The organism is Kangiella japonica, from assembly GCF_039523535.1.
In the GTDB taxonomy this organism is placed as follows: Bacteria; Pseudomonadota; Gammaproteobacteria; order Enterobacterales; family Kangiellaceae; genus Kangiella; species Kangiella japonica.
Genome location: NZ_BAAAFM010000001.1, coordinates 246,238 through 258,828, shown reverse-complemented (window position 1 = coordinate 258,828; position 12,591 = coordinate 246,238). Strand labels below are relative to the sequence as shown.

The window sequence follows — 12,591 nt, the reverse complement described above, 5'->3', positions numbered from 1 at the left end:
AAGAGCTAAGCGAATCAGCTGTAGCGCAACATTGGCAGAAGTCAAAGGCAGGAATATGAAGTTATTGAATTGGGAAGTTGGTATCGACCAACCGTTTTTCTTAATCTGTGGCCCTTGTGTCATCGAAAGCGAGCAGCTAGCAATCGACACCGCGGGTTACTTAAAGGAAATGACGGACCGTTTGGGCATCCCGTTTATTTATAAGTCATCGTTTGATAAGGCTAACCGCTCATCGAGTAAAAGTTTCCGTGGGCCCGGCCTAGAAGATGGCTTAAACATTCTGCAAAAAGTTAAAGACCAAGTTGGCGTTCCTGTATTAACGGACGTGCATGAAGATACACCGTTTCACGAGGTGGCTTCTGTGGTTGACGTGATGCAGACACCAGCGTTCCTGTGTCGCCAGACCAACTTTATCCGTAAAGCTTGTGAGCCGGGTATTCCTGTGAATATCAAAAAAGGCCAATTTCTATCTCCTTGGGATATGAAAAACGTGGTCGAAAAAGCACGCGAGACTGGCAATGACAACATCATGGTGTGTGAACGCGGTGTTTCCTTTGGTTATAACAACCTAGTGTCAGATATGCGTTCTCTATCGATAATGCGCGACACGGGTTGCCCAGTGGTTTATGACGCGACACACTCAGCTCAGCTTCCTGGTGGTCAAGGCGCCTCTTCGGGTGGGTTGCGCGAAGTGATTCCTGTACTTGCGCGTGCGGCTATTGCAGCAGGTGTTTCTGGTGTCTTCATGGAAAGTCACCCAGATCCAAGCGTGGCGAAGTGTGACGGCCCAAACTCGTTCCCAATGTACCGCATTGAGGAAACATTGAAGGTCATGAAAGAGCTCGACACAATCGTTAAAAAAGCAGGTTTTGCCGAAGATACCATTACTGACTTTGGCACAGGCGATCTGCTGTAAGTTTTAACGACTATTTTTTAGTATTTATTTTGTTTATTTTGAACACTATTCATTTTGAATAAAGAGGGTGTGATTTTGAAAATCAAAAATGTTATTGGACGTGAAGTTCTTGATTCTCGTGGTAATCCGACTGTAGAAGCGGAAGTTATCTTGGAAAATGGCGTGAAAGCAATGGCTTGCTCGCCTTCAGGTGCTTCTACTGGTTCACGTGAAGCTTTAGAGCTTCGTGATGGTGATGCGTCACGTTACTTAGGGAAAGGCGTGTTGAAAGCCGTTGAATACGTTAACAATGACATCAAAAACGCCCTTGTTGGTAAAGATGCTTCGGATCAAGCCGCTATCGATCAAATCATGCTTGATTTAGACGGCACTGAAAATAAAGAAAAGCTAGGCGCAAACTCAATCCTTGCGGTGTCTCTTGCTAATGCGAAGGCAGCTGCGCAAGCGTCGGGCAAGCCATTGTATGAGCACATCAGCCGCGACGGTAAATTTAGTATGCCAGTGCCTATGATGAATATCATCAATGGTGGTGAGCACGCGGATAATAACGTGGATATTCAAGAGTTTATGGTTATGCCAGTAGGTGCACCAACTTTCTCAGAAGGTTTGCGTATGGGCGCTGAAATTTTCCACAGCTTACGCAAAGTTCTACAAGCGAAAGGCCTTAACACGGCAGTCGGTGACGAGGGTGGTTTCGCACCTGATTTAGGCTCTAATGAAGAAGCGATTCAAGCTATTGTCGAGGCGGTTGATAAAGCAGGCTATAAGCTTGGCGAAGACGTTGCTTTAGCGTTGGATATCGCATCGAGTGAATTCTATAAAGATGGTAAGTACCACTTAGCGTCTGAAAACAAAGTATTAAGCTCGGAAGAGTTTGCTGACTATTTAGCTGACTGGGTTGAGCGTTACCCAATTGTTTCAATCGAAGACGGGATGGACGAAGGTGACTGGGATGGCTGGAAAGCACTAACTGAGAAGGTTGGTGATAAGTGTCAGCTTGTTGGTGATGACTTGTTTGTAACCAACACTAAAATCCTACAAGAAGGTATCGATAAAGGGATTGCTAACTCAATTTTGATTAAAGTTAACCAAATTGGTACTTTAACCGAAACATTAGCGGCTATTGATATGGCGCATAAAGCTGGTTATACGGCAGTGATTTCTCACCGCAGTGGTGAGACAGAAGACACTACGATTGCTGATTTAGCCGTTGCTACTGCTGCCGGTCAGATTAAGACAGGTTCATTATGCCGCTCTGATCGTGTCGCTAAATATAACCAGTTGTTACGCATCGAAGGCGAGCTGAATGGTAAGGCACCTTACCCAGGCAATAGTGCTTTTACATTTAAAAAATAATCTAAGGCTTAATATTGGGTTATAGAGCCAGTGGCAGTGCTTATATCTTTAGTGCTCTCGCTGGCTGAATGCTTTAGGTTAAGCCTCTAAGGCTCTATTTACAGGGATTACAGAGAGAAAGTGTTTTTAAGTGATGTCATACTGAACTAGATTCAGGATCTTAAATAACGCAAGACTCTGATTTTCATCAGAATGACAAGCTTAAATAACGATATTTACCTTTCTCTACATAATACTAATACTTTATTAACTAACAGTTTTCTGGCATTGTTGATTTTATGAAATGGGTGGCTTTAGTTTTAGTCGTGATTTTAGGATCACTTCAATACCGAATTTGGTTCGGCGAGTCCTCTTTCCGTGAAATAAGCCAGCAACGAGAAAAAGCTGATAGTATTCGTAAAGAAAACATAGAGTTAGAAATAAGAAATCAAAAAATCATAGCTGAAATCGAGGATTTGCGTGCTGGCAAAGATGCCATTGAAGAACGCGCACGATACCAGCTAGGTATGATAAAGGAAGGTGAAGTCTTTATCCGAATTTTGGACAGCCATTAACCGAGACATGATATGAACTCTGAGCGTATTTGGGCCGTGATTCCCGCTGCTGGAATCGGTGCTCGCATGAACTCTGACATTCCTAAGCAATATCTCAAAATTGAAGATAAAACCATTCTAGAATACAGCATCAATCGCTTCTTAGAGCACTCTAAAATTTATAAAGTTGTTGTCGCGCTCAGTCCAAATGATAGTTACTGGGAAGAGTTGCCTTATAAAGACAACCCTCGGGTATTAACCACTACTGGTGGAGTAGACCGTGTGGACTCTGTGGCTGCGGCATTAGCGTTTATACGTGAGTCTGAAGGGGCTGAATCTGACTGGGTTATGGTGCATGATGCAGCCCGCCCTTGTTTAAGCTCTCGTCATATTGATAATTTAATTACCAGTAAAGAGAGCTCGCCCGATGGTGCAACCCTTGCGGTTGGCGCGATCGATACTGTCAAGCAAGCAAATAAAAGACAAACTATTGAGAAAACTATTGATAGGGACATGGTTTGGTTAGCTCAAACACCACAGTTTTTCCCGTTAGGAACATTAAAGCATGCGATTGATAGCGCACTAAAGGAAGGGCAGACAGTAACGGATGAAGCGTCAGCAATGGAGTTCGCGGGTTATCATCCTTCGTTAGTCATTGGTTCTAGAAAAAACATAAAGATTACAGAGCAGGAAGATTTGTTACTGGCATCAATTTGGTTAAGTCACGGCATAGATTAGCTCAGTGCCCTAAGCCTCATATAACTAAATAGATATATTGCTTTATTGACACAGTTTTAAAATCAGGTTTTAATGCACTCATATGAATACATTATTGAACAAAGCACATAACCATCATCACCACGCACAAGCGTTGGCGGTGAGCTATTGTCTTTAATAATGTAATTTCATTAAAGAATTTAAAAAGCCCCGCCATTGAGCGGGGCTTTTTTTTTGCCACATGAAATAGCACAAAACGAATATTAAGAGAGACCAAATGATATTAACCATTCAACTACATCATCATCACCATACACTGCGCGAGCGACGGTGGGATGAGTAGTGCTTGATTGATACTCATTAAAGGTTTCTAACCCGTTGCTCCGAAAGGTCAACGGGTTTTTTGTTTCTGGAATAAAGGTTTTAGTTTTTAGATTTTATATCAATTTTAGGAGAAGTTAGATGGCGTTAAAAATGGTGATCCCAAAAGGAAAGTTATACGACAAGGTTGAAGAACTACTGTCTGAGGTTGGCTTAACATTAGTGGGTAATAGTCGAAACTATCGGCCCAGCTTGTACGGCTGCGATATCGAAGTGAAGTTATTGAAAAGTCAAAATATTCCAGAAATGGTGGCGTTAGGACAACACGATATAGGTTTTGCCGGCATGGACTGGATTATTGAGCAAGAGGCTGATGTGGATGTGTTGCTTGATCTTGGTTTTAACCCAGTCAAGCTAGTTTCTTGTATCCCCGAAGACTGGGAATGGGAAGAAGTGAGGCAGCGTAAAATTATCGTAGCTTCCGAGTATAAAAAGATTTCCGAAGACTATCTGACTAAACTTGGTGTGCCCTTTAAGTTGCTAAGAGCTTATGGTGCCACTGAGGTTTTCCCTCCTGAAGATGCGGATATGATTATCGATAATACCAGTACTGGATCAACAATTCGCGCTAACAGATTAAAAATTGTCGATACCGTTATCGAAAGCTCTACTCAATTTATCGCTAATAAAAAAGTCATGAGTGACCCTGCAAAAAAGAAACAGATTGACGATTTATTGTTACTAATGCGCGGGGTTTTAAATGGCAGAAAGCGTGTTTTATTAGAGATGAACTGTTCGAAAGATACCATTGAAAGCGTGGTGAAGCTGTTGCCAGCTATGCGCTCACCCACTGTCAGCGAGCTTTATAACTCCGATGGTTTTGCCATAAAAGCAGCCATTGAACGCAAGTTAACCAAGGACTTGATTCCACAACTTATTTCGGCTGGGGCGACCGATATTTTAGAAACCCCAATCAGGAAAGCGCTATGAAACCTCTCTATCAAAACCCATTACTCCGAGAAAGCGCCAAAGGTGGAGCAAGACCACTAAAGCTCGACTTTAATGAGCGCTCGGATAATAAACCATTATGGTTGAGTGAAGCAGCAATATCCACGGAATGTTTATGGCGTTATCCAGAAAAGTCAGGTTTACAGGCTCTAGCGAGTCAGTTCCATGAAGTTGGCGAAGAGCAGTTGCTTTTGACTAATGGTGGGGATGAGGCCATTGAGATTCTGTTTAAGTTTGCTTGTTTGAATCAACGGAAACTAATTTTACCTCTTCCGGCTTTCAGTCAGTACCTTGTGGGAAAAAATGTTTGGAATAGCGATATAGACTTAGTCGAGCCACAAGATGATATGCGTATCGATTTGTTAAGTGCTCAGGACTTACTAAACAACGATTCAATATTAATTCTAACTAGCCCGAATAACCCCACTGGTGAATTAATACCTTTCGATGATTTAGTTCAAACTTGTGGGCTGGCTAAATCTAAAGGTGCTTTGTTGTTCCTAGATGAAGCCTATATCGAGTTTGCTTGTTATGAGTCGGACAAAACAATCGAGCTTATTAAACAGTTTGATAACTTAATTGTTTTGCGAACCTTGTCGAAAGCGTTTGGCTTAGCGGGGATCCGCTGCGGTTATTTACTGGGGCAAGAAGCACTAGTGTCGCAATTTTCGCGTTTGGCAATGCCGTTCAATTTGCCATCGTCAACGATTGAGGTTGCTAAAAAAGCATTCACTGAGGCGGCTCGTTTAGAGGTTAGTAACTATGCTCTTTCTATCGCTCAAAACCGTGAGCAGATTGTCTCATTATTAACGTCATCAGGTTTGAGAGTTGTCGACAGTAGCGCGAATTTTGTGTTTATTCAGGGCAGTGAAGAAAAGCTAAGGCTGATAACAGCAGCTTGCCAGAAGCGAAATATCCTTATTAAAACAACACTTACAGGGCTAAGCGTTAAGCAGTCTAGCCTTGATCAAACAGCCATCCGCATAACCATTCCTTTTTATATCAAACCATTATTGAGCGCGTTAAATCTGGCGTTAAAGCCAGAGCTGCTATGTTTTGATATGGATGGGGTTTTGATTGATACCAGTAAAAGTTATGACGAAGCGATTAAAGCAACAGTAAAGTCACTGAGTGGCGAAACGGTTACGCAGATTGACATTGAGCGTTTACGCAGTCAAGGCGGGTACAACAATGACTGGGTGCTTGCTCAGGCTTTAACGGCTGAAAAGTTAAACCAACTACCTGAAGAAATAGATTTCGATAAGGTTATTGAAGTTTTTCAGATGTATTACCAAGGCAACGGTAGGACAGAAGGATTTAAGACCCTTGAGCAGCCTCTGTTGAACAAAGCGCTAGCCACACGCTTCTTCATTACTGGCACTAAGTCCTTAAAAACGGCGATTGTTACGGGGCGTCCTAAAGAGGAGGCCATTGAAGGTGCAAGCTTAATCGGCGCGAAAAACAGTTTAATGGTGAGTGACGATGACGTTGTCGAGTCGAAACCGAGCCCTGAAGGAGTGGTTAAAGCTTTGCAGTATTACGGTAAAGAGAATTGTTGGATGCTGGGCGATACGCCCGACGATATGGCTGCCGCCAATGGTGCTGGCGCGTTAGCGATCGGCATTGGAAGTGATGAATTGTATGACTTTGGCGCGGACTTAGTGCTTGAGTCGGTGAATGAGTTGGAGAATTTGCTATGAGTGAGTCCATAAGTATCAATCGTGAGACAAAAGAAACGTCAATCGAGTTAGCGCTAAACATCAATGGCCAACAAAAGGTTGCGATTAATACAGGTTTACCTTTCTTTGACCACATGCTGAATCAGTTAGCTACCCACGCAGGTTGGGATCTGAGCTTGCAGTGTAAAGGCGATTTGGAGGTAGATGATCACCACTTGATTGAAGATGTGGCGATTTGCTTAGGCCAATCCTTTAATCAAGCTTGGCGACAGCAGGGGAACATTGTGCGCTATGGCCAGCGCTTATTGCCAATGGATGCGAGTTTGCTAATGGTCGCGGTGGATGTTTGTGGCCGTGCATATGCTATTACCGACTTACCTTTTTCGCGCGAAAGTTTAGGTGGGATTGGCACTGAAATGTGGAAGCACTTTTTTTATACCTTCGCCATAAATAGCGCAATTACTTTGCACATAAAAACAGAGTATTTCGATAACAATCACCACTTAATTGAGGCCAGTTTTAAAGGCTTAGCATTTGCACTTCGAGAAGCGCTTCAAGTAACTCAGCGCGATAACAGCACAAAGGGTGTGTTATGAACTGGCAACCGCGAAATAAAACATTAGGAGTGATTAATACCAAGGCTGGAAACTTGTTCAGCTTATTCGCAAGCCTCAAGCGTATTGGTTTCAAAACGGTACAGATAAATACCTCTGACGATATTAAAAATAACTCTGTCGACGCTTTGGTTATTCCAGGTCAAGGGCGGTTTGGGCAGGTCATGAAGCAATTAACGGCGACTGGATTGGATAACAGCATCATTCAGTGGGTTCGACAAGACAAACCTTTGCTTGGTATTTGCGTTGGACTACAGGTCCTGTTTGAACAGTCTGAGGAAGACCCTGGTGTTAGAGGTCTTGGGATTTTTGCAGGAAAGGTTGAGCGTTTAAATAGCCCTAAACAGCCGATGGTGGGTTGGTCGAAGTTGAATTCTAGAGTGGGGAGCATGAATGAAAAGGTTGTTTATTTCGTTAATAGCTTTGGCGTTAAACAATCGGCGGTGACTGCCGCAACCGTAACTTATGGTGAGCAGTTTGTCGCAGCAATCTATCAAGGCAATATTTGGGCATTTCAATTCCACCCTGAAAAATCAGGCGAGGTTGGCGAGGAGATTATTAAGCAATGTCTATGCAATTAGAAAATGTGAATAACGGTCTGATCCCACGAGTCATCGTGTGCCTTGATGTAGCCAATGGTCGAGTCGTTAAAGGGGTGAACTTTAAAGGCTTAACCGATATGGGGGATCCTGTTGAGTTAGCGCTTAGATATCAAGAGCAGGGTGCAGATGAAATTGTATTTCTTGATATTAAAGCAACACTCGAAAATCGTGCGAATGCGCTAGAAACAGTGCGAAGAGTGGCACAAAATTTATCGATTCCCTTTACTGTAGGCGGCGGTTTAAACAGCTACGCCGATGTTGAACAGTTCTTAAACGCGGGAGCCGATAAGGTCGCCTTAAACTCAGCCGCCGTTAAGACGCCTGATTTGATTAATCAGATTGCGGAGGGCTTTGGCTCGCAATGCGTGGTAGTCGCGGTAGATGTGAATAAAGATGCTGACGATGACTATGCGGTTTATGTCAGCGGTGGGCACGTCAGGACTGAGCTTGATGCGTTTAGCTGGTTTGAAGAGGTCGAGCAGCGTGGAGCTGGGGAAATTCTACTGACTGCAATGCACCGCGACGGTACTGGTATAGGTTTTGATAATGAGCTTATGTCGAAAGTGGCCAAGGAGCGCAACATTCAAGTAATAGCATCGGGTGGCGCAGCCAATGAACAGCATTTTGTCGATACTTTTATGGCAGGAAGCGATGCTGCGTTGGCGGCAGGAATGTTCCACAGAGGCGAGTTCAGCGTGCAAGATGTTAAGAAAGCCCTGAGACAACAGCAAATTTTAACGCGTTAAACGCGAGTAGGTAGGTTAAATGTTAATCCCAAGTATTGATTTATTAGATGGCAAAGCGGTTCAGTTAGAGCAGGGCAATCCCAACAGAAAAATTGTCGAAGAAGAGGATGTCTTTGGTCTGCTAGAGCGCTTTAGCCTCTATGGTGAAGTAGCTATTATTGATTTAGACGCAGCACTAGGCCGAGGAAGTAATAAAGAACTGATTAAAGAGCTGGTAAAAAAATATCCTTGTCGTGTCGGTGGCGGTATTCGCGATTATGATATTGCTAGAGAGTATTTATCGGCTGGAGCTAAGAAAGTCATTTTGGGCACATCGTGCCGCGCCGACTTCGTGAAAAAACTTCCGAGTTCGCAGCTGATTTTTGCCATTGATGCCAAAGGCGATGATTGGGTCACGCACGGCTGGCAGTCGACCGATAGCATCAAAGTTTTAGACTTGATTGAAGAGATTCAAGGTAACTGTGCTGAGTTTTTATACACCCAAGTGCAAAAAGAAGGGATGCTAGGGGGCATTGATGAAGAGCGCGTTAAGTCGGTTGTTGAAACCTCAAAAATTCCTGTCACGGTTGCAGGCGGGATTACTACGCTAGAAGATATAAAAACTATTAATGCGCTTGGTGCCAATAGCCAAATCGGCATGTCAGTTTACACTGGCAAGCTCAAGCTCGACGAAGCGCTCATGAGCTGTTTGGATTTCGAAAAAACTGAGCTTATACCAACGGTGGTGCAAGACGTGGAAACCAATCAGGTCTTAATGTTGGCGTATTCGAATAAAGAATCGCTAACGGCTTCGATTGAGCGTAAGGCTGGAGTTTATTATAGCCGTTCGCGTGATGAGCTGTGGCAGAAAGGGTTGACGAGCGGTAACACGCAAGAGTTGGTGAATATTGATTATGACTGCGATGGCGATACTTTGTTATTTAAGGTGAAGCAACAAGGTAACGCTTGTCACTTTGAGCGGTACAGCTGCTTTGCTTCACAGTCGCCACAGTTCGATTTAAATCGATTAAACCAAGTTTTTGAGCAACGATTACAGGAACTAGACACTGGCGAGGCCAAGTCATTCTCGCAAAAGTTGTTCGGTGATGAAGCACTACAGATTGAAAAGCTTAACGAAGAGTGCCAAGAGCTTATCGAAGCGCAAGATACAGATGAAGTGCGCTGGGAAGCGGCTGACTTAATTTTCTTTGCGCTAGTTAACGCTAAAGCCAAGGGTGTAGCGCCGGCGGAAATTATTAGTGAACTGGGGGCTCGAAATGCAGACTAGTCAATCCATAATTCAGAATTGTAAGACTTGGCAGCGCGAAAGAAGTAATAGCCAAGCAGATGTAACCTCAACAGTTAGCAGTCTTTTAAACAAAATTCAGCAAGAAGGCGATACGGCTGTAAAAGAGTTTAGTCAGAGCTTCGACGGCTTTGCGCCTGAATGGATTGAGCTAAAAGCACCTGAAGATTACGGCTTAGAACCTGAGCTTCTGCAAGCGATTAAAGATGCTGGCTCACGCATAGAGAGGTTCGCTCAATTTCAAAAGGATAAGCTGATTGATAGTACTTATATCGATGACTGTGGTGAGTTTGGCTTTCGATATCAGCCTATAGAGCGTATTGGTGCTTATATTCCCGGTGGGCGGTTTCCTCTGATTTCAACAGCGCTCATGACTTTGATACCGGCAAAACTAGCGGGTTGTAGCGAACGTATTGCCTGCTCACCATCTGCTCACCCTGCGATATTAGCGGCGGCAAGTTTTGCTGGCGCTACGGCTTTTTTAAAGTTGGGCGGAGCTCAAGCTATTGGCGCTCTAGCTTATGGCTACGAGTCAATGGAGCCTGTACAGATGGTTGTCGGACCGGGTAACCAATACGTCAATACCGCAAAGCAACTATTGAGCCAACAAATTAAAATTGATGTGGCTGCGGGCCCCAGTGAGTTGTTAATTCTAGCGGATGAGTCCATAAATCAAGAATGGATCATTGCGGATATGGCGGCGCAAGCTGAGCACGATCCACAGGCGCAAAGCTTGTTAGTGTCTGATAGTTTAGAGCTGTTGAATAGTGTTAAAGACTCTCTTGAGTCGGATCTAGAACTTAATAGCTTGCTAGAAAATCAACAAATAATATTGCTTAAAGCTGATGATAACAGCGATATGGTTGAGTTTAGTAATCAATATGCTCCCGAACACCTGTTATTGGCTGATGAGCGAATCGAACAATCTTTTTTGAGCAACTTTGGTTCTTTGTTTGTCGGTGAAAATAGTGCGGTGGCGTATGGCGACTATTGCTCTGGCCCTAATCACACTTTACCAACGATGGGTACGGCTGATCGTTCTAGCGGCTTGAGTGTTTTAAGCTTTCTAAAAGTGCAGTCGATCCAGACGGTAAACGACAAGGGGCGCCAGAAATTGTCAGCGATTGGTGAAAAAATCGCTGAAGCAGAGCAATTGGTTTGGCATCAACGGTCAATGGCGGTAAGATCTCAATAATTATAAATTAGGCACTTTGTTGTTGGGATCTTCTTATGTTCAGAATTGGCCACGGTTACGATGTCCATAAATTCGGTGGCGATAAACCGCTTATCTTAGGTGGTGTTCTATTTGAAGGAGAGCAAGGCTTAATCGCGCACTCTGATGGTGACGTGGTGTTGCATGCGGTTTGCGATGCTTTGCTTGGCGCAATTGCAAAAGGCGATATAGGGCACCACTTCCCTGATACTAGCGAAGAGTTCGCTGGAGCCGACAGCAAAGAGTTACTCAGGTCGGTCATGGCGCTAGTGTCGAAAGAAGGCTACAAGCTAGGCAATTTGGACGTTACCATTGTGGCGCAAGCGCCCAAGATGGCGACTAATATTGATGCTATGAAAGATGTCTTATGCACTATCTGTGATGCTGACCTCTCGCAAGTGAACGTCAAAGCCACGACCACTGAAAAATTGGGTTTTGTCGGTCGAAAAGAAGGCATTGCAGTTCATTCAGTATGCCTATTGCAGTCAGCCTCATGAGCGATTCTAAAGAGAACACACCGTCACACCCATTAAGCAGGACTGAGTGCTATGAATGGAGTCGTATGCATGGAAAGCCACTAGGCACCGCGAACTTCAAGTCAGAATTAAGTGATTTCGTCGTAGAAGAAACCTTGCGCTTTGAGCTTTCGGGCGAGGGCGCGCACCACTTTTTGTATATCGAAAAGCAAAATATTAACACCGATATTGTTGTACAAAAATTGATTCGTTTTGCCGATGTGAAGCCTACGGATGTTGGCTATGCAGGTAAGAAGGATCGCTTCGCCATTGCACGTCAGTGGTTTAGTGTGCAGTTGCCTCTGTTGCGCGAGATTGACTGGAGTGAGTTTAATGATGACGAGGTTAATGTTTTAGAGGTAACACGTCATGATAAGAAACTTAGAATTGGTGCGGTAAAATCTAACCATTTTGATATTCGCTTACGCGACCTTAATGTTTCACAAGAAGACTTCAAAAAGCGTTTGGACAATATTAGCGAAGAGGGCTTCCCAAATTACTTTGGTGAGCAACGATTCGGTCACCAAGGAGCTAATTTAACTCGTGGAATCGATCTGTTAATCAAGAATAAAAAGCTTAAAAATCGAAACTTACAGGGCTTACTTTTTTCTGCGGTGCGGTCATATCTTTATAACCATGTAGTTTCAGAGCGTATTAATAAAGGCTTGTCTACAAAATTACTGCAAGGCGATTTTGTTATGTTAAGTGGCTCTGAGAAAGGGTTTGTTGTTGAGGACGTTAATGCCGAGCAACCGCGCTTCATAGAGAATGATATTTTACTGACTGCTCCTTTAGCAGGCTCGCGTCCACAGCCTATGCATGAAGCTTTGAGTTTTGAGGCTGAATGCCTGTCTGAATATCAAGTTCTTATCGATAAGTTAGCTAACAAGCGATTTAACGAAGAGCGCCGCGCCTTAAAGTGCTTTCCACAAAATGTCACAAGCGAGTGGCATAATGAGACAGAAGTCAGCTTATCCTTTGACTTACCTAAAGGCGCTTTCGCCACCAGTATGCTTCGTGAGCTAGTAACTTTAGTTGAGCATAAGCCGTTTAAAGATATAACAAACAACGAACACGACTAACGAT

13 protein-coding genes are annotated in these 12,591 nt (G+C 43.7%); all 13 read left to right on the top strand.

What is annotated here, in order from left to right; genetic code table 11:
• The first annotated feature begins 55 nt into the window (after nucleotides 1-55).
• The 13 genes from kdsA (at nucleotide 56) to truD (ending at nucleotide 12,587) form a co-directional block, all read left to right on the top strand.
• Nucleotides 56-916, top strand: coding sequence for a 3-deoxy-8-phosphooctulonate synthase (kdsA, locus tag ABD128_RS01185; RefSeq protein ID WP_343985390.1), 861 nt, complete (start codon nucleotides 56-58; stop codon nucleotides 914-916).
• Nucleotides 917-988: 72 nt separating this feature from the next.
• Nucleotides 989-2,272 (top strand): phosphopyruvate hydratase, encoded by a 1,284-nt coding sequence (gene eno / locus ABD128_RS01180; RefSeq protein ID WP_343986541.1) that lies wholly within the window; start codon nucleotides 989-991, stop codon nucleotides 2,270-2,272.
• A 278-nt stretch (nucleotides 2,273-2,550) separates the two neighbouring features.
• Entirely contained in the window at nucleotides 2,551-2,826 is a 276-nt protein-coding gene (gene ftsB, locus ABD128_RS01175; protein WP_343985388.1) for a cell division protein FtsB, read from the top strand.
• A 12-nt stretch (nucleotides 2,827-2,838) separates the two neighbouring features.
• Entirely contained in the window at nucleotides 2,839-3,543 is a 705-nt protein-coding gene (ispD, locus tag ABD128_RS01170) for a 2-C-methyl-D-erythritol 4-phosphate cytidylyltransferase (RefSeq protein ID WP_343985386.1), read from the top strand.
• Nucleotides 3,544-3,984: 441 nt separating this feature from the next.
• Nucleotides 3,985-4,833 carry an ATP phosphoribosyltransferase gene (gene hisG / locus ABD128_RS01165; protein WP_343985384.1) on the top strand — a complete coding sequence of 283 codons (849 nt, stop codon included), beginning with the start codon at nucleotides 3,985-3,987 and terminating at the stop codon, nucleotides 4,831-4,833.
• Nucleotides 4,830-6,551 carry an aminotransferase class I/II-fold pyridoxal phosphate-dependent enzyme gene (locus tag ABD128_RS01160; protein ID WP_343985382.1) on the top strand — a complete coding sequence of 574 codons (1,722 nt, stop codon included), beginning with the start codon at nucleotides 4,830-4,832 and terminating at the stop codon, nucleotides 6,549-6,551. The genes hisG and ABD128_RS01160 overlap by 4 nt, the downstream gene beginning before the upstream one ends.
• Nucleotides 6,548-7,126: an imidazoleglycerol-phosphate dehydratase HisB gene (gene hisB / locus ABD128_RS01155; RefSeq protein WP_343985380.1), complete on the top strand. Its 579-nt coding sequence runs from the start codon at nucleotides 6,548-6,550 to the stop codon at nucleotides 7,124-7,126. Before ABD128_RS01160 ends, hisB begins: the two co-directional genes overlap by 4 nt.
• Complete coding sequence (gene hisH / locus ABD128_RS01150; RefSeq protein ID WP_343985378.1) at nucleotides 7,123-7,725, top strand: imidazole glycerol phosphate synthase subunit HisH; 603 nt, start codon at nucleotides 7,123-7,125, stop codon at nucleotides 7,723-7,725. The genes hisB and hisH overlap by 4 nt, the downstream gene beginning before the upstream one ends.
• Entirely contained in the window at nucleotides 7,710-8,492 is a 783-nt protein-coding gene (gene hisF, locus ABD128_RS01145) for an imidazole glycerol phosphate synthase subunit HisF (protein WP_343985376.1), read from the top strand. The genes hisH and hisF overlap by 16 nt, the downstream gene beginning before the upstream one ends.
• Before the next feature lie 19 nt (nucleotides 8,493-8,511).
• Nucleotides 8,512-9,759, top strand: coding sequence for a phosphoribosyl-AMP cyclohydrolase (gene hisI, locus ABD128_RS01140; RefSeq protein WP_343985374.1), 1,248 nt, complete (start codon nucleotides 8,512-8,514; stop codon nucleotides 9,757-9,759).
• A complete protein-coding gene (hisD, locus tag ABD128_RS01135) occupies nucleotides 9,749-10,972 on the top strand; it encodes a histidinol dehydrogenase (protein WP_343985372.1) in 1,224 nt (407 codons plus the stop codon). Before hisI ends, hisD begins: the two co-directional genes overlap by 11 nt.
• A 35-nt stretch (nucleotides 10,973-11,007) precedes the next feature.
• Nucleotides 11,008-11,487: a 2-C-methyl-D-erythritol 2,4-cyclodiphosphate synthase gene (ispF, locus tag ABD128_RS01130; protein WP_343985370.1), complete on the top strand. Its 480-nt coding sequence runs from the start codon at nucleotides 11,008-11,010 to the stop codon at nucleotides 11,485-11,487.
• Complete coding sequence (gene truD, locus ABD128_RS01125; RefSeq protein ID WP_343985368.1) at nucleotides 11,484-12,587, top strand: tRNA pseudouridine(13) synthase TruD; 1,104 nt, start codon at nucleotides 11,484-11,486, stop codon at nucleotides 12,585-12,587. The genes ispF and truD overlap by 4 nt, the downstream gene beginning before the upstream one ends.
• Nucleotides 12,588-12,591 lie beyond the last annotated feature (4 nt).